Origin of the sequence: Bradyrhizobium macuxiense, from assembly GCF_007993935.1 — a bacterium.
Classification (GTDB): domain Bacteria; phylum Pseudomonadota; class Alphaproteobacteria; order Rhizobiales; family Xanthobacteraceae; genus Bradyrhizobium; species Bradyrhizobium macuxiense_A.
The window spans coordinates 92854-110460 of sequence record NZ_VITY01000021.1 but is presented as its reverse complement, the minus strand read 5'-3'; the positions used below and the strand labels follow the sequence as shown (position 1 = coordinate 110460).

The following is a 17607-nucleotide window of genomic DNA, read 5'->3' as shown; positions in this document are numbered from 1 at the left end:
CGTCCGGAAATAATTCACCTTAAAATTGCATCTATCAAGCGCATTGAGGGCACAGATGAGGAAGCAGGAAGCTGACGGGCCGTTGCGCGTGAGCGCCATTGCCGGGACCCGTGTGGTGCTGATGGCGATCGACATCACCCCCGCGGATCGTGAGGGCCTCAGGGGGTTTGCGTTTCAGGTCTCAAGCGGGGGACAAACCCATTGGCTGACCGGCACAAAGTACTTCGAGAGTCTCGTTCCAAATCCTGTGCAAGGAGCCAAATACTCGACGCTTCAACACCCGATCCAGAGCTTTCTCTGGTCCGACTACGAAGCCCAGCCAGATACCGAATACGAATATACGATCATGGCCATGTACGGCGGCCCTGGGGCGCTCGTTCCAAAACACAAAGTTACCGTTCAGGTCACTACCGAAAAAGAAAACGACGGCAAGCACGGCATCTGGTTCAATCGCGGCGTGGTGGCAAGCCGCGCGTACTCGGTCGAACTTCAAAATCGGGAACTGACCGAGGAGATGTACAATCAGGTCGACGACAAAAACCGGGTGACCGAAGAAACGTCACAATGGCTCTCGCGGGGGCTTGAGGAAGCCTGCGTCGATTATATCAACGGCGTCCCGCGGGGAGAGATGCTTCGCGTCGTCGCTTACGAGTTCACTTACCTGCCTTTGCTAAACGCGCTCAAGGCGGCCATCGGCCGCGGCGTAGACGTTAAAATTATCTACCACAAGACCAGCGCGAATGACAGCGCGATCGACAGAGTTGATTTTCCGCGGTCAAGATTGATCGAACGGACACGGCCGCAAACGCCGCATAACAAGTTCATGGTTTGGCTGGATAAAAGCGAGCGTCCAAAAGCGGTCTGGACGGGGTCAGTAAACTTTACTCCCTCCGGCTTTCTCGGGCAGACCAATGTCGGGCACGTCGTCACCGGCGGCAGCAGGGACGCCTCTGCGATTCCCAACAAATACTTTGAATACTGGAAGGACTTGTCAGGGAATCCGACCGGAGTACCGGCGCGTGAAGCCGCGATACGCCTCACGCCAAATCCGCCGAATGTCGTGCCGGAGGAGCCCGTGACGGCATTCTTCTCTCCGCGTATCGCCGACAATCTTCTCGACTGGTACGGGAAGCGGATCGAGGACGCGCGGACCTCATCGATGTTCACCGCGGCCTTTACCGTCGATCCCATCCTTCTTCGCTCGCTTGGCAAACAGCAGGACTCTATGCGTTTCGTGCTGCTCGAAAAGCCCGCGACAGCGGACGCGCGCAAGGCCGAGCGGGACAGCCACGGCCGTCTCATCATGTCGAACGGATCGGTGCTCGGGAAGGTTACGAAGACTTCATTTAAGAATGAGAAGGGCGCGGGCGGAACGAAACTCGTCCCCATTCCGAATTTCCCGCTCGAAAAATGGTTCGTCGAGGAGGAACTGGCGCGCAAGGACGGCAAAGGGTTCGTATTCTTCGTTCATACGAAATTCCTCCTGATCGATCCGCTGTCGGATGACCCGCTCGTATGTACGGGCTCGGCCAATTTTTCAGGCGCTTCGCTCACGGCGAACGATGAGAATATGCTCTTCATACGGGGCGACACCCGCGTCGCCGATATCTACATGACGGAGTTCGACCGCATCTTCCGTCACTTCTTTTTCCGGATGACAGCCAACCGCGCGGCGATGAATCATGAGGATGAGGAAGAAGCCAAGAGAAAAGCGGCCATCCTGGACACCGGCGCGGTCTGGGTTGCGCCTTTCTTTCAGGATGAAAATTTCAAGTGCATCCGCAGGCTCATGTTTTTCGCGGACCCCAGTCTGACCTGGGTGCCCCAGGCGGCGCGTGACCCCGATGTATTCGACAATGAAGAGCAGCGCGCCAAGGACAAGCGCGCCGCGGCAAAGGCGCGCAGGGACGCCAAGAAGGCGGCAAAGGGAGAAGGCGTCCCCAAAAAGAAGAAAAAGGCCGCTAAAGCGGTAGAGAGAAAAGCCGTGAAGAAAAAATCGAGGAAGGCTGTGAAGAAGAAGACCGTAAAAAAGAAGAAGGCGGTCAAAAAGAAGACAGCCGTAAAAAGGAAGAAAACCGCCAAAAAGAAGAAAGCGGCGGGAAAGAAGCGAGGGTAACGGCGAAACCGTGTGGCCATTACGCGCTTTATCTTCACAACGACCGGGAAAACGCATTCAAGTTTTTGGGCGTCATCATTCTCGACGAGGCGGTAGCCTTGACCAACAGCGCAGAACGGCAAACGCTCATTTTTAAGGACTTTGGTCTCCTGAAAGTTTTTCAATGGATTCGAACGACTTATACGCTCACGCAGGATTGTCGGAGTCCACCAACGGAAAGTCGTCTCTTCTCAGCATTAATGGCGATCACCGTTTGTGTTTCTGCGTGAGCCGCCGCCAGTCGAGAGCAACGCGCTGATGACTTTTGCCAGGATGAGCAGGACTTGCGCTTTGCTTCTCGGCCTTGTCGCGGCCGGGTGGATGCAGTCTGCTTTCGGCGAAAGCGGAGACGCCTGGCCGGTCAAACACAAGCTACTCGGAAAGGACGGCGGCAAGGCCAAGGATGTCAGCGGCGTCGCCTGCGCGGCCGCGCAGGGGTTTCCGCGTTCTTGCCTTGTCATCGACGACAACGTGCAGGACGCGCAATTCGTCACCGTTACCGACGGAGAACTCGTTGCGGGCAGCACGGTCAGTCTGATCGGCGACAAATTCGAGGGCGAGGCGCTTGAGCTTGACGGCGAAGGCGTCGCCTTTGCCGGCGGCCGCTATTACGTGATGGGCTCACACGGGCATCCGCGAGACAAGAAAGGCAAGCTGGGGGCTGAAGAAATCAAGGCGCGGATCTCCGCAAGCAGCCAGATCGTCCGCTTCCGTGCCACGGGCGAAGACGGCACTGCTTCGGAGATCGAGCGCACGCCGAGGCTGAGAGAGATCATCACGGCGGAGCCTCTGCTTGCTCCTTTCATGGACCAGCGGCTAGAAAACAATGGTCTGACGATCGAAGGCGTCGCGATCAAGGATGATCTCTTGCTGCTGGCCGGCTTTCGCGGCCCGGTTCTGGACGGCAACCGCGCCGTCGTTCTGTCGGTCCGTCTCGATACCCTGTTCGGCGGATCAGGAACGAACCACCAGGTTTTCCGGCTGCCTTTGGGAGACGGCCGCGGCGTGCGCGACCTCGCGGTGTTTGAGAGTGGCATTCTTATTCTCGCGGGGCCTGTCAAGAACGGACCCGGCGCGTATGCGGTCTACGCCTGGGACGGAGAAAGCGAGAATGTCCGGATGCTCGCCGAACTGTCTTCCTTCGATCCCGCGCGGAAGCCCGAGGGTCTCCTGCCGCTGGACCGAACCCCATCCGGGCTGCGCGTCCTGATCCTCTTCGACAGTGAAAAGGAGGGTGCGCCGACGCCGGTTGAGATCGAGGCCCCGTGATGCCGCCGCAACTTTCACAGTGAAAATTATCGGATGTCACGCCCCGGAGGAGCTATGAAAACGATCTGGTTAGCAATCCTAGCGCTCGCGCTGCCCTGCGAACAGGCCTTCGCCTGGGGTCAGGAGGGTCACTCCATCGTCGCCGAGCTTGCGGAGCATCGGCTCGACCCGCCGACCCTTGAAAAAATTCGGTTATTACTTAAGTCGGAGATTCCGGGAGCAACGCAGGATACAAACGTATCGCTGGCGTCAATCGCCAGCTGGGCCGACGACTACCGGGCGGAGCATGACGAGACCCGCAACTGGCATTTCGTCAACATTCCACTGGAACGGGGCACCTACGATCCGCAGGTCGACTGCAAGCCCGACCCTAAAAACGGCGAATGCATCATCAACGCGATCGAGCGAAACCGGGTTCTCCTCGCCGACTGCGCGAAAACGCCGGCCGAGCGCGCGCAGGCGCTCAAATTCCTCGTTCATCTCATCGGCGACATTCACCAGCCGCTGCACGATACCGACCACAACGACCATGGCGGAAACGATGTCGTCGTCACGTTTTTCGGCAAGAATGTGAAGCTGCATGCGATCTGGGATACCGACATCATCATGCACACGGTCTTCGCTTGGGGCGCGCACGTCACCCGGCTCGAAACGACGTGGTTTCCCGGACGCGACGTGACAGGCCTTGACGCCGGATCCCCGGTCGACTGGGCGCTTGAGGCGCACCAGTTTGCGCGGGAGACCGCTTACCGGATTCCGGACGGCAGCGCGCTGGAGATGAATTACTATACTACGGCGCTGCCGGTTGTGGACCGTCAGCTTGCTGTCGCCGGCATTCGGCTCGCGAAGTATTTGAAGGATACGCTTAAACCGACAACCACTTGTCCCTGATTTTTGGACCCGACATGCATGGGAGCCCGGAATGAAGCTTTGCAACATGATCGCAGTCGCGGCTCTGACCGCATATGCGACCGCCACCACCGCTCGCGCCGAAACCTCCACCGAATGCACGCCAAACGCGCTCTGCTACTGCGTTCAGAACGACCTCAAAAGCGTCATCGCTACCCGCGTCGACGAAATCCGCGCCCGCATCTCCGCGCAGCGTCAACAGGGGAAAGCCATCGGATATCTCAGCATTCCGATTTCAACCATTCAAGGCAGCTATCTTCCCGTCAACGTCAAGATAGCGGCGCAGACGAAAGAGCGGGTTGAGGAGCGTTTCGGTCCCCGGTCCCTGTGGCTCCTGAACACCGCCGCGAAGGAGTTTTCACTGCCCGGGACCGCGAAAGGCGAGGACTATATGCTGATGTGGACGCGCGTCCTCGAAGGCACCGACGGCTTCGGCCGCGATTTCGATTTCATATACTTCGCGGGACCTTCCGATTTTGCATATTTTTTTTCCTTTGACGGCCGAGCCGATCTGGAGAAATTGGAACGCTTTTACGAGGAGCTCGCCAAAACCGACAGCAAGCTAGCTGAAATCAAAAAGGCGGACTTCCGAAACTATTACGGGCTCCGCGCGTCCGTAGCTTTCAGCTTCGGGTCTCACGACGAATGGAACATCGTGCGGACGATCAATGCCAAGCGGACGGCGAAGAGAGAGGGCGAGGATGCCTTTGGCATCGCAAAGCAGATCGCCGTCATGTTCAACGGCACGAGCGTAGCCCCTGGCCTGTTCGACGCATTCACCGCGACAGGCAACGAAGGACAGTGCCTTTTGCCTAAGAAATGAAACGTCCCCAATCTTAGAAGGTAAGCTTCCCGAGAGCGCTGGAAACTGATCGTCACCGGGTCGGATGCAGAGGAGTTCCGAGTCGCTCCAATATGCTCCAAAGAGGCGCGCTTAGCGTGTCGAGAGAACGGCCACCTATCTTGAAGTCGACATAGATCTCGTTGTCCTTGGAGGCCGGGACTTCGACAAACGCGGTCGCCGACGCGCCGTTTGAGCCGATGAGGCTATTACTTGACGGCCTCTCTTTATGAGGTGGCAGGCAACAGAGCGCTCCAGACCGAACGCTAGCGGGAAACCGTTGGAGGCACGAAGCCGCGGCCAACCGAGCAAGCGACCTAATTCTACTCACATCTTCGCTGGTAAGCGCCTAGTTGACGACCAAGGCGTTAAGCCGCTCGACGCTTCGTTCGGAATCGAGCAGTTCGAAGCCGCGCGCAAAAAGTAGCCCCGGGTGCTCCAAAAGGCTGTTCGCCGTCAGATCATCGAAATGTTCTAAAATCGACTCGAATCGCGCAAACTGCGCGCCGAGGTTTGATGCCTTATCTGTCAACCGACACACGTGCAACGGTAGTGCTGCTTGAAGTAGCAGCTGGTGAGCCCTGCGCAGCGCGACCGCCGATTTCCAGATAGGTTGCGACAAATCTATCGAAGCGGCATCTTGCGGCGCAGCACCCACACGCCACCAGGTGTCCCAGCCCGGCTCGCGTGGAAAGCCGGCTGAGGCAAAAATCGCCAGTGGATCTTCAAGGAGCCTTCTGTGAGAGGGCCTAGCATATGCTTGAGCGATGAATTCCTTGCGCGCCTTCCGAAATCGCGCCCTAATGTATAATCGCGAAGTCTCTGCGTGTATTTCAAGACCAGAAGGCAGGTATTCTCGGTGCAGCCCGCCCCACAAGAAATAGTCGCTCAATCGGAAAGATGATAACTTATCGTCGATTAAAATGTCGTGCGCCTCGTCGACCATGTGCGGGAAGAGTGGCCGATCGGTCTGCTCAACTGCGCCTACATAGGCCGGGTACCTTGCCGGAAAATCGAGAGGACGCAGGGACAGTCCCTCTAGCATGACGTTCTCGCCGACACGGTCGGCCGCCGCTCTCAGCAGGTCAGCATAGAATGGGCAATACTCGGTGTCGGCATCCACTTGAACAATAAGCGTTTTCTGATCAGAGACATGGCGCTCTTGCGCTATTTCTTGTGCGAAGGCTATCCCAGCGCGACGGGGCGGAACGTATCCTCGTTCTGCTTCATGTCGGATGATCACCGTATGAGCCGGCGACCGAAAACGGATTTGCGACATGATGTTTGGCGTGTCGTCGACAGATCCATTATCCACCATAACCAGGACGGCGTTGGCCGGCTGATTTTGGCCATCAAGGCCGAAACCAAGCGAATTGCAGGTCGCGGCAAGCGTCTTCTCTTCGTTGAGGCAGGGCAGTACGAGGACAACTAGCTCAACTGGCGCGTGAAGCATGCCTTTGGACTCCTGCCTATCTGCTCGAAGCCTGGCCGCACGGCGAAGCCGTTTGAGCCGACCAGGTCTGAATGGTGAATTCGCCAGTTGATTCCCAAAAAATTACTACCTATGTTAGCAATTCCAAGAGGGAGAGAATGAATCGTGTCGATTAGGGAAGAAACTTCTCAAGCGGCGGACCTTCGTGGCGCCGTTTTGAAATCAACGTTTTCGAATCCCGCGCTGCAGCGGCTTCAGGCGCGTGTTCTTGAGACGGCAGAGGCCAGCGAAGTAATCACGAGTTACGATCGCATGCATCACCGTCACAGCCGTTCGTAGGGAGAACGGCTGGATTGGTGGGGGCCAGGTTCACATCGTTTCTGGTCAAGGTCGCGTCCCGTTGCAATCTCGATTGCGAGTATTGTTACGTCTATCATCACGCTGATCAGTCGTGGCGTTCACTGCCGCGACTTTTGTCTGGCGACAATCAGGCAGAGTTTGTCTGCCGTTTGGCCGAATACGCTAAGGAAGTTGAATTAGAGCACTGCCTGGTCATCTTCCACGGCGGCGAGCCGCTGCTGCTGGGAGCGTCAGAGCTATCAGCGTTCGCCAAGGCAATCCGCGCCGCTCTCGAGCCGGCAACACGGGTAGATTTTGGCCTGCAAACGAATGGGCTGCTACTCACAGAAGACGCAATCGATATTCTGAAGAGCGAGAATATCGCTATTTCGTTGAGCCTGGACGGGCCGCGGGAGGTTAACGATCGGCACCGCGTGACCCGAAAGGGACGCTCGTCTTTCGTGCGGACCATGAAGGCGCTGAAACTTCTGAACGAGCATCGTTCCATCTTCGCCGGCGTTATTGCGGTGATTGACCCGCACTTCGCGCCGAGTGAGCTTCTTGCGTTCTTCGCGGAGCACAAAGTTCCCAGGCTGGATTTCCTCCTTCCGGATGCGAATCACCTCCGCCAGCCACCGTTCCGAGAACAAGACCCCGACATCTTTTCTGCGTGGCTTAAGCAGGCTTTTGATACCTGGTTCGACGAGTACTCCACCCTCCCGATACGGACATTCGATGCTTTGTTGGACGCAGCTGCTGGATTACCGTCCAGGACCGATGCATTCGGCCTCGGAGACGTGAGCCTGCTCACAATCGAAACCGACGGATCTTACCATGATCTCGATGTTCTCAAGATCACCCGCGATGGAGCAACCAGCCTCGGCGAAGATCTGGCGAACACATCAGTCGCCGCGATCGCTGCTTCTCCGGCCATCGAGGCCCATAGGGGGCTCCTCCGGAAGGAGGGATTGTCCGACACCTGCCAAAAGTGCGTCGAAGTCGACATCTGTGGCGGAGGGTCACTCCCCCATCGCTACGGGTCAAACGGTTTCCGAAATCCCACCGTCTATTGCGGAGAGATGCAGAGCCTAATCGCCCATATTCGGCAACGTCTTGCAAAGGCGCTCGGCTCGAGCGAAGGAGAACGGAGAGATATCGGGCTTCCAAGCTTCTCGCTCGAAGAGTTCGAGCTCGCAGAGACCTCGCCTGCCTGCGTCAGCGGTTTGGTCGATTCAGCAGGTGCTGCCCAGTCAAGGGAGCTCTCGGATCTGGTCGAGCGTCTTCGCGCCGATAGTCTAATCGACGAAGAAGTCGCAACCAAGTTCAGGATGCTCGACGAACAAGAAGTTCGCAAAGTATCCCTGCGCCCCGCCACGGTTGCATGGACTCGAGCGATGTGGGCGGCTATCGCAAAACGACCCGTATTCTCGGTCGACGGTTCTCCTCTTACACCAACTGCGGGTGAACTCGTAGGCTTTTTGACTTCTTCGGAATCCGGAATTGAGATAGCTCAAGATGATGAGTGGCTGCGGAAACCATTCGGCACCGCTATCGCATTTGAGCCGCCGGATGTTAGCTTAAATGCACAGGCGCTCGTCGATCATGCCCTGGCGATCATCCACCAATGGCGTCCTGCAATCGCAACAGAGATTGTGAGCATTTGCCGATCCATCCAGTTGGTGCGTGATCCAGGTGCCCACCCTGACAAGATCGTATCCTTCAGCGACAACACGGTACCTGGAGCGCTGTACGTATCGGTTACCAAGGCCGAAGGATTCATCGACGCTTATGATTTGGCCGACTCCCTGGTGCATGAATACAGACACCAGAAGCTCTATCTGCTGGAGCGGTTATTCCCGATGGTTCAACCGAACAGCCTCAAGGTGGTCTCGCCTTGGCGCCAGGACTTGAGACCCCCAAGCGGCTTGCTGCATGCGATATTTGTCTTCGTTGAGCTCCGCAGATTCTGGCAGCATGTTCGCGACCGCGGTCCTGCGCGCCTTCACAATCGCGCGATAAATCAATTAGCTGACACCGATCGACACCTCGCCGTCGGCATGGAGACATTGATGGGTTGCCCATTGACCGAGGCGGGCCGTACCCTTGCACAGGTACTCGACCGTGCCAGAGTCACCTAAAGGAAGGTCCACACCGATTTTTCGGATCCCGAAAGACCGTCTTCCGGGATCGACGACCGCTCGGCACGGCGCATTGAGAGACTATTTCTGTGACAAAGATGCTGACGCGACGCTAATTGGTGACAACTGGGAGGTCTCGCTGTACTGGCCGACCTCCACAGACCGGCATGTAGACCCAAGGTTATTGGATGGGCTCGCTTGGTGGGATTCAACCGTATCGCCAGGCACGATGGCAATGTCTCGTCGCCGAGACCGCTATATCCTGACGTCACTGTACGATACTTGGACCCTGTACAGTTGGGCGCAGTGGCTCAATCAGAATCCTCGCCGACCGGGACAAAAGCTAACCCTTCTACATTTCGACGATCACCGCGACTTCGGCAGCCCTCGGCTCTTCGCGACAGAGACTGGTTACGTCGATGCCATAGCAGGCAAGGTGGTCGATATCCGGCAGCCGAACACCATTCTCGACGCGATCGACAGCGGCGCAATCGGAATGGGAAGCTTCTTCACCCTGCTATTTCACACGTTCGACCATCTGGACGTCCGGCATTTCTGCCAACCGCCAAAAGTACGATCGACCAGCAAGTATGAGATCGAGCGATATCACGAACGGGATACTCTACTTGATCCCACAGCCTCACGTCCTGCGGTCAAACCGGTCCCCAGGACTGGTCGGGACGGTGCCAACATTTATCTCGCGACTAACGATCCCGAGGTCCTTCTTGCCGACATTCCAGCTGATGCACCCATCCTGGTCCACATCGACATGGACTATTTCAATAATCGATACGACGGTGACAACGCTTGGCTCGAGCGCGCGGAAGCACTGAATCCACCAGCCGAAGAGATCCTTCAAGAGATTGATCGCGTCGGACGCATACTTCACGATGAGCGAGTTTTAAACGGCATATCAGACGTGTCCGTCTCCTTCTCGCCAGGCTTTTTCCCCGCCGAATTCTGGTCAGCCGCCGATGCTCGTCTCCGACCACTGTTGGAGAAGCTCCGATGATGGTCAAAAAAGCGAAGACCACGAAAAAGAGGACCACTTCTAAACGGCGCGCGCCAAGGCGTCCAACACCGAAACCTGCACCCAAGAGATCGCGCAGTGCGTCGCCAGTCGATCCGAAAGATGTCGCGATCGTACGAACAAAGGGAGCGACGGGACGCGGGGGCGGACCTAAAGGCGAAGCTTGGCGAATTGAGCTCAAGGGCAAGCGCGCCGGCATCGTATTTATCAACTGGATCGACGAGGAGCCAATAGGAGAGCACGCCTCAATACAAATTTATCTCAACGAGATCAGCCAGGGTCGACATGTTGGGCGTATAGGCTACCGGCTCGCAAGCGACGCAAGCACCTACGACCCGATCTATGCGCACATGCGAAAGTCGAACGTTGCGTCTCGACGCGCGGCGGAGGAAGCAGGTTTTGTGGATGCCGGCATTCCGGGCGTTAAACAGCTAATCATGGTAAGGCGGAGAGAAGCGGCCAAGTAGATGAGTATTCCCGTGGCACTAAAGCCATCGGCGCGTATTGACTTGCTCCACCTGCATTTTGGTATTCGCCCCGCGATCCGTACCCAATTGCTTCTGCACGAAGGGCCCAAGCAGGCCGAGTGTATTCGTTGGATTCGTCGTCGCGGGCTGCACGTAATAAATGATCCTGATGGATTCGTGGTGATCTCGGATTCGCCGGCGTTGAGTCGGCACATATTAGCTATTGATCGCAGTCCAGTTGCTCACACGTATCATCTGGGTCGGGCCTTGGGCTACCCGCATTGCTGCTGCCTGAAGGCTGCTTCCTTCGGAGATGAGGGGCTTGAGAAATGGGCACTCGCACTTCGTCGGCGTTCATTCGACGGATTGTTCCGCGCAATAGACCCGCGAGGCTACACGGATGGCAAAGGTTTAATTAGCCATCTTCCTTGCTCACCACGCTGCCACGCTTCGCTGCGGATGGCCATGCAGCTGTGGCAATCGCTTCTGCGCCACGGCTATCCAGCCATTCCAATTGATGGCGTGCTGCAGCTATTCCGCGGCCGCAGGTCGGCTGGTACTAAGGACTAAGCGCTCCCGGGCGTCCCAGACCAATCGAACCAATTCGTCCTATTCATACGCCACGCCTAGCCAACAGCCGTACGTGCGCACTTGATTCTTTCTTGCTGGATCGGCCTAGGATTTCATTGCCTTAGGCCCATCAAAACTCAAGACGAAGGCATGTGCAGCAAGGACGAAGAGACTCGGATCGAGTCAGTTGAATTCGCAGGATCTAGCAAAATGCCGAGTGCCACGAAGCGTAATCGTGAGAACCGTGGCATGCCGCCGCCCGCGACGTTCGATATCGATACGTTGCCGGGCGGCTCTAATTTGACCGCACGAGAGGCGGCCGCGATCATCCGACGCACGCCTGGAGCGCTGGAGCAATGGCGGCGCGATCCGAACCACCCGCTGAAATGGCGCTACGTCGACGGCCGCCCGCTTTATCGTGTCGACGCTGTCCGCGACTATTTGGCCGGATGCGACAAAACCACTAAGCCATCTTAGCCGCATAGTGTTCCCGGAGACGGCCGAGCAGTTCGGCCTTGATCGGATCAAGCGGATTCGTCCGCTGCAGGCGCACGACTTTGCCAACCCTTATCGCGCCGATCAATTCCGCGATGTAGTCATGAGCTGCTTCGAATGCCATTTTGCGGATGATCCACCGTTCGTCGTGATTGTAGACCTGATCGATACCGCCTGGCTTTTGCCCGACGCACAGGCGCTGGATCTCATTGTCGTAGCCGCAGCGCGACATGATGGTACGCAGACTGCGCCTCAAGTCATGCATAGTGAACTTGGCGACACCAGCCTCTTTGACCAAACGGTCGACCATCTTGGTGAAGCCCGACATCTGGCCGCCGGTCTTTGGCGAGGGGAAGACATAGTCGGACGTCGCGCGCTGGAAATGCCTCGCGCCCGCGAGCACCTCATCAACAAGGTGAGAGCGCGGTACATCGTGGTGCAAACCCATCTTGGTCCAGGCCGCATCGAAGGTGATGCGGTCATCCATGATGTGCTTTTGCCATTCGATCATGGTTGGCTCGCTCCGGCGCGGGCCACCGAGTAGGCACATCCTCGTCAGCAGCCCAAACGTGCCGAGCTTGCCGGATGCATGCCAGACCTTGATGATTTCTTCGTCAGTCAGGGCGCGGCCCCTCGTTCTGCGTCCCACCCTTTGCGCGCGGGTTTCCTTGGGCTCGCGATAGCCGGCAAGTACATTGTGGTCGACATAACCCTCGCCAACACACCATTCGAGGAATGTGTGGGTATGCTTGCGCAGGTCCTTGGCCGCGCCACGCTTTCCGGTTTTGGCGACTCGGTCGACTGCAGCCATAATTTGCCGTCGCGTCAGCTCACCCACACCACCCTCGGCGTGCTCCTTGAGTCCACGCCGCAACGCCGACATGGCCGGCTTCCAGTTGACGACTTGGCGCCCGGTCAAGGACGTCTGGTAGGGACTATCCTCAACAATGAGGTCTGCCAGCGTTGTGCGGTGCTTCTCAGCCACTTGTTGCCGCCTCGCCTCTCGTTTCGCGTCATTAGGGTCCGTGCCCTTGAACACGTCGCCAGCGGCAATAGTGGCGGCCTTGCGTGCAACCTTCTCATTATACTTGGGCCATGGTCCGAGCGTCTTGCGCTGGGTGCCCCTCACCCCCGGCTTGGTGAAGAGGTAAACCCAAGTCCGGCCGCCGGTAGCGCGCATGCGCAGCGCGAGGCCGGGCAGCTTATCGTCGTGGAGATAATGCTGCGCCTTTCCGGGTGGCATCGTGGCGCTGCGGATCACCGCGTCGGTGAGTGTCAGTTGGTTGCTCGGCTCAGGCATGAATCCCTACGCTCCTCGTCACGGTGTGCCCCCGTGGGCGCCCAGATCATTCAAGCAGCGGGAAAGCACCATTGATTTTCTTCGCTTTTCCGCCCCCGGGGCACACGAGCGTGGAAGGACGGTGCCTTCGAGAATAACCGAGGCACAGACGCTTCCCCGAATTGTGTGCCCCACGGGAAAATCTGTGGTGGGCACAACAGGGGCACACAAAATGCAGTATGGTCGCTTATGGCCTACTGGGGTCAAATCGAACACAATCCACTGTAATAAAATGGATTATTCAGACAAAACTGTGGCCGGGCGTGGTCGGGCCAGATCTACATATTGTGGTTCACACGGGAGAGGTCCAAGGTTCGATCCCTTGTGCGTCCACCATTCCCCTTCCCAAATCGCCGGGTGCGGACGATTGTCGACATTCTGGCGCCGTTCGGGACCGCCTCATCCAAAATGTCGAAAACAACCCCATGCAAAGGTGCCGACGCGCGTGCGATGCGGCCGGCATTCCGGCTCACTGCCGGCGGCGGTGCGGGGCGGGTGACGGGTTGGCGGTGCGTCGGCTGAGTTCGCCGAGCAGATCGCGCACGGCGCCGTCGAGTTCGTCGGATGGCGGGGTGGCCTGATCGGCGGGTTGCGTGCCGGTCGGCCGATACCAGCCGCGGGCGGACGTGTCGTCATTCGCGGCCCGAAGCCGCGGCGCGCGAACGCGCGGGGAAGACCGCCGTCGGTGGCGCGAGATCAGCTCGCGGACGCCGTACCCGGCTACGAACCCGATCCCGGTGACGACAACGACAATCAGAATTTCCAGCATTGCGCTGTCCCACCATCACCCGCCGCGGTGCAATAAGCGCGACAATGCGGCAGGGGCTTGACCGGGCCGGTTCCTTTTCACTGTATCGAGCAGACCCTGCCCTCCACGGAGTCCTACGGGGTTTTGTTTGCAGGCCTCCTCGGCTACCTTCCCGGAACTCGCGGAGGCCGGGAAGTCTCGATGCGCAAGGGCAACGACTACATTCTGAAGCTGCGGCCTTGGTCCTTGTCGACGTTCGTCGTCGCCCTGCTGGCCGTGGTGCTCGCCACCGCAACGCAGGAAATGTTCGCAAGCTTCGGTATGCAACTCTATTTCGCGGGCTTCGTGCCGGCGATCCTGATCGCCGGCCTGATGGGCGGCGCGCCGGCCGGCGCCTTCGCCACGATCATCACGGTTCCGATCGTCTGGTGGGCGTTCATGCCGCCCTATTTCGAGTTCGCCTGGCCGACCGCCGCCGATTACGACAGCATGGCGATGTTCCTGCTGTCGAGCGCGCTGCTGGTGTGTTTCTCGCAGCTCTATCGGGAAGCGCTGGTCATCCTGCGAAAGTAGACACGCAACCGCTCGCCGGCGGGTCGCAAGCCGAACGCCGGCGCGAAACGCCTGCCCTCAGATCCCGAACATCCAGACCGCGACGATGGTGGCGAGCGTCGCCACGCCGCTGACCGTCCAGCCCACCGCGTAGAACGTGTTCTCCGGGGCGGTGTCGAGCACCGTATTGGTGGTTTCCGTCATCGACCGCCAGCGCATGGCGTCTCTCCTCGGAACTCCTGCCCGGCGACATAACGCAGCTCCCGGTTCCAGGTTCCGCCCGGATCGCACCGGGGGGGGGGGCCGATCACGCTGAGCTCACGGACTGCTGATCGGGCTCGCGGAACCTGCGACATTCTGTCCCGTTGAGGGGCGCCGGAAACCAACTTGGGAGAACCATCCGATGCGAACACTGATCCTCGCCGCCACCGCCCTCGCCTTCGTCTCGTCCGCTGCACTCGCGCAGGACAAGGCAGGCGGCACCACGGCCCCTGCGGCGCAAAGCGGCGACACGGCGGCCAAGGGCGAGGCGACCAAGATGGCGCCGAAGAAGAAAGCGAAGAAGACCGCAAAGAAATCGAAAGCCAAGACAGGCGCCGCCGCGACCGGCGACGATGCGACCAAGCAATAAACAGAAACAATCGCACACCGCGATCACGGACAAGACGAAACGGAAAAGGCCGCCCGAAGGCGGCCTTTTTACTGTCTCGGTGCGGATGCTGCCTCGGCCTTTGACGTCGCATTCAGCTGCGCCGCCGGCTTGAAACAGTAGAGCTTGGACCAGTGAGCTGGGCCAGCGAATTGAAGTGCGGGAGGGGGAGCGAAAGAGGCGCAGAGCCGATAATCCGCACCGCCATCGGATCGTTCTGAAAAATGACCACCGGCTCCAGGAATTGCTCCACCTCCCGCACCTTCTGTTCTGCCGTGCGTGCAGCGGCGACGCATGATCCAAACGGGCTATCACTGCAATCCGCAGCGAGAATCGTCGATAGGCTTAACGCGGAGCGCCATTGTCGTGCCGTGCCGCGAGCCCGCTCTCTTGCACGCGCTCGGCAAACCAGCGCGACGCGGCGCTGTCGATCGTGCCGCCGGCATAGACTTCGGAAAAGCTCACGCCGTCCTGCCCGACGATCACCAGCACGCCCATCGCATAGGCAAACCACACGTTCGGATCGGTCAGCGCGGCCAGCTTGCGCTGATCGTGCTCGAGCGGCTGGTGATTGCTGTCCTTGCGCAGCTCGATGGCGAGCAGATTGTTCGGGATATCGCGCTGATGCACGACGATATCGGGATAGATCGACTTGCCGAGATGGTCATCGGTCGAGCTCCCCGAGCCGCGCGGCAGCCGCAGCGTGCGCTCGCCGAGCCGATCGTAGTTGCAATCGACCTGCCAGCCGGAGAACTGCCGCTCGACATAGACCGCCAGCCGGTGAGTGAGCGTTCGCTCGCCGAGATCGCGCTCCAGCAGGAACGTCTCCTGCGCGTAAAACTCCTGCACGGCGGCGATCACCTTGTTCAGCTCGGTCTGCATTGGCGCCTCCGACTGGACAAAAGCGCGATGAGCTTCATCGCACTTTAGCTTCTTTTGAGCATGATCTTTTCGGAAAACCGCTTCACACTTTTCCGGATCATGCACTACCGCCGCCGCGGCCTTTTCAAATCATGCGTGCTACATCTGCACTTCGATCAGCCGCGGGCCCGGCTCGGCGACGGCATTCGCCAGCGCCTTGTTGAACTCATCCGCTGATGTGACCGCCACCGCCGGCACGCCCATGCCCTTCGCGAGCGCCACGAAATCGAGCGTCGGCCGATCGATCTTCAGCATGTCCTGCGCGCGCTTGCCCGGCTCGCCGGCGCCGACGCCGTCGAACTCGCCACGCAGAATCTGGTAGATGCGGTTGGCGAACACGATGGTCACGACGTTGAGCCCCTCGCGCGCCTGCGTCCACAGCGACTGGATCGTGTACATCGCGCTGCCGTCGCCGACCATGCAGATCACCTTGCGGTCCGGACAGGCAACCGCAGCGCCGGTCGCCACCGGCGTCGAGAAGCCGATCGAGCCGCCCATGTTCTGCAGCCAGTCGTGCGGCGCAGCCCCCGCCGTCGGCGGAAAGAAACCGCGGCCGGTGGTGACGGATTCATCGACCATGATGGCGTTGTCGGGGATCGCACAGGCGATCGCCTGCGCGATCGTCGAGTGGTTGAGCGCGCCGGTCGGCTTGACGAGTTCGGGATGCTGCTGCGGCTTGACGTCCTGCGCCGTCGCATGCAGCGCATTGGCCAGCGCCTCGAGGGCTGCGACCGAATTCTCGCCCCAGGCGGTCATGCGATGCACCTCGCAGCCTTCCGCCTTCAGCATGCTCGGCTTGTTCGGATAGGCGAAGAACGCCACCGGATCGTTGGCCTCGACCAGTACAATGTGACGGAAATTCTTCAGGATCGGCAGCGCCTGCTCGATCACATAGGGGATGCGGTTGATCGAGAAGCGGCCGCGGCCGCGCGCCATGCGCGGGTGATAGGTCTGGCCCATCACGGTGCAGCCGGTCTTGCCGGCGATGCGCTCGGCGAGCGCCAGCCCGTGGTCGGTCAGCGCGCTGCCGGTGACCAGCAGCAGCGTGTGCGCGGCATCGCCGTGCAGGATCTTCGCCGCGGTGTCGACCGCCTGCGGCGAGTAGCTCGGGCGCTGCGTATCGACAGGCACCTCGGCGATGCCGTCGGCCTCGTTCCAGGCGGTGTCGGCCGGCAGGATCAGCGTTGCGATCTGGGGCGGCGCGCTCTTTGCCGCGGCGATCGCCGCCGCGCCATCGGCCGCGACCGACTTGGCATCCGGCGACGTTCGTACCCAGGACGACATCGGCCGCGCCAGGCCCTCGATATCCGATGTCAGCGGCGCGTTGTAGCCGATGTGGTAGGTGGCGTGCTGGCCGACGATGTTGACGATGCCGGAATGCGCCTTCTTGGCATTGTGCAGATTGGCAAGGCCATTGGCGAGGCCGGGCCCAAGATGCAGCAAGGTCGAGGCCGGTGTTCCCTTCATGCGGAAATAGCCGTCGGCCGCGCCGGTCACCACGCCTTCGAACAGGCCGAGCACGCAGCGCATGCCCGGGACCTTGTCCAGCGCCGCGACGAAATGCATCTCCGAGGTGCCCGGATTGGTAAAACAGACATCCACGCCGCCCGCGACCAATGTCCGTACCAGACTTTCCGCACCGTTCATGCTCTCGCTCCCGTTTCGAGATGTTCTTGTGGCCGCTCCAGATCAACCATTCTTCATCCGCTTCGTCAAAGGTTTGGCCGGACAATGCTGGTATCGCCTGCGGTCT

At 59.3% G+C, this 17607-nt stretch carries 18 protein-coding genes; 12 read left to right on the top strand and 6 right to left on the bottom strand.

Features of this window, described 5'->3' with window-relative positions; translation table 11 throughout:
• The first annotated feature begins 55 nt into the window (after positions 1-55).
• The 4 genes from FBZ93_RS37600 (at position 56) to FBZ93_RS37585 (ending at position 5156) form a co-directional block, all read left to right on the top strand.
• Positions 56-2116, top strand: coding sequence for a phospholipase D-like domain-containing protein (locus FBZ93_RS37600; RefSeq protein WP_146992567.1), 2061 nt, complete (start codon positions 56-58; stop codon positions 2114-2116).
• Positions 2117-2413: 297 nt separating this feature from the next.
• Complete coding sequence (locus FBZ93_RS37595) at positions 2414-3424, top strand: DUF3616 domain-containing protein (RefSeq protein WP_146992565.1); 1011 nt, start codon at positions 2414-2416, stop codon at positions 3422-3424.
• Between the two features lie 54 nt (positions 3425-3478).
• On the top strand, positions 3479-4315 hold the full coding sequence (locus FBZ93_RS37590) for a S1/P1 nuclease (RefSeq protein WP_167529406.1): 837 nt from the start codon (positions 3479-3481) through the stop codon (positions 4313-4315).
• A gap of 31 nt (positions 4316-4346) precedes the next feature.
• Positions 4347-5156 carry a hypothetical protein gene (locus FBZ93_RS37585; RefSeq protein WP_246667802.1) on the top strand — a complete coding sequence of 270 codons (810 nt, stop codon included), beginning with the start codon at positions 4347-4349 and terminating at the stop codon, positions 5154-5156.
• 367 nt (positions 5157-5523) lie between these two features.
• On the opposite strand, the gene FBZ93_RS37580 is transcribed toward FBZ93_RS37585, so the two are convergent.
• Complete coding sequence (locus FBZ93_RS37580) at positions 5524-6627, bottom strand: glycosyltransferase family 2 protein (protein ID WP_146992562.1); 1104 nt, start codon at positions 6625-6627, stop codon at positions 5524-5526.
• 144 nt (positions 6628-6771) lie between these two features.
• On the opposite strand from FBZ93_RS37580, the gene yhhA reads away from it, so the two are divergent.
• From yhhA to FBZ93_RS37555, 6 genes are all read left to right on the top strand, one after another.
• Positions 6772-6945, top strand: a complete 174-nt coding sequence (gene yhhA / locus FBZ93_RS42045) for a YhhA family cyclophane-containing RiPP (protein ID WP_433995476.1) — start codon at positions 6772-6774, stop codon at positions 6943-6945.
• A 17-nt stretch (positions 6946-6962) separates the two neighbouring features.
• The gene (yhhB, locus tag FBZ93_RS37575; RefSeq protein WP_246667809.1) at positions 6963-9083 is read left to right on the top strand and encodes a cyclophane-forming radical SAM/SPASM peptide maturase YhhB; all 2121 of its coding nucleotides are present in this window, start codon (positions 6963-6965) and stop codon (positions 9081-9083) included.
• Between the two features lie 73 nt (positions 9084-9156).
• Positions 9157-10095, top strand: a complete 939-nt coding sequence (locus FBZ93_RS37570) for a hypothetical protein (protein ID WP_146992558.1) — start codon at positions 9157-9159, stop codon at positions 10093-10095.
• On the top strand, positions 10092-10580 hold the full coding sequence (locus FBZ93_RS37565) for a GNAT family protein (protein ID WP_146992556.1): 489 nt from the start codon (positions 10092-10094) through the stop codon (positions 10578-10580). Before FBZ93_RS37570 ends, FBZ93_RS37565 begins: the two co-directional genes overlap by 4 nt.
• The gene (locus tag FBZ93_RS37560) at positions 10581-11150 is read left to right on the top strand and encodes a hypothetical protein (RefSeq protein ID WP_146992555.1); all 570 of its coding nucleotides are present in this window, start codon (positions 10581-10583) and stop codon (positions 11148-11150) included.
• A gap of 210 nt (positions 11151-11360) precedes the next feature.
• On the top strand, positions 11361-11627 hold the full coding sequence (locus FBZ93_RS37555; protein ID WP_246667801.1) for a hypothetical protein: 267 nt from the start codon (positions 11361-11363) through the stop codon (positions 11625-11627).
• On the opposite strand, the gene FBZ93_RS37550 is transcribed toward FBZ93_RS37555, so the two are convergent.
• Positions 11614-12945, bottom strand: a complete 1332-nt coding sequence (locus tag FBZ93_RS37550) for a tyrosine-type recombinase/integrase (protein WP_146992551.1) — start codon at positions 12943-12945, stop codon at positions 11614-11616. The genes FBZ93_RS37555 and FBZ93_RS37550 overlap by 14 nt on opposite strands.
• A gap of 508 nt (positions 12946-13453) precedes the next feature.
• Positions 13454-13753 (bottom strand): hypothetical protein, encoded by a 300-nt coding sequence (locus tag FBZ93_RS37545; RefSeq protein ID WP_146992550.1) that lies wholly within the window; start codon positions 13751-13753, stop codon positions 13454-13456.
• A gap of 180 nt (positions 13754-13933) precedes the next feature.
• Here FBZ93_RS37545 and FBZ93_RS37540 point away from each other — a divergent pair, with 180 nt between their 5' ends.
• On the top strand, positions 13934-14305 hold the full coding sequence (locus FBZ93_RS37540) for a DUF4118 domain-containing protein (protein ID WP_146992548.1): 372 nt from the start codon (positions 13934-13936) through the stop codon (positions 14303-14305).
• A gap of 57 nt (positions 14306-14362) precedes the next feature.
• Here FBZ93_RS37540 and FBZ93_RS40935 read toward each other — a convergent pair whose 3' ends face one another.
• Positions 14363-14503: a hypothetical protein gene (locus FBZ93_RS40935; RefSeq protein WP_157863344.1), complete on the bottom strand. Its 141-nt coding sequence runs from the start codon at positions 14501-14503 to the stop codon at positions 14363-14365.
• A 184-nt stretch (positions 14504-14687) separates the two neighbouring features.
• On the opposite strand from FBZ93_RS40935, the gene FBZ93_RS37535 reads away from it, so the two are divergent.
• Positions 14688-14915, top strand: coding sequence for a hypothetical protein (locus FBZ93_RS37535; protein WP_146992546.1), 228 nt, complete (start codon positions 14688-14690; stop codon positions 14913-14915).
• 363 nt (positions 14916-15278) lie between these two features.
• Here FBZ93_RS37535 and FBZ93_RS37530 read toward each other — a convergent pair whose 3' ends face one another.
• Positions 15279-15815 (bottom strand): hypothetical protein, encoded by a 537-nt coding sequence (locus FBZ93_RS37530; RefSeq protein ID WP_146992544.1) that lies wholly within the window; start codon positions 15813-15815, stop codon positions 15279-15281.
• A 138-nt stretch (positions 15816-15953) separates the two neighbouring features.
• Positions 15954-17501, bottom strand: a complete 1548-nt coding sequence (locus FBZ93_RS37525) for an acetolactate synthase large subunit (RefSeq protein ID WP_146992542.1) — start codon at positions 17499-17501, stop codon at positions 15954-15956.
• Positions 17502-17607 lie beyond the last annotated feature (106 nt).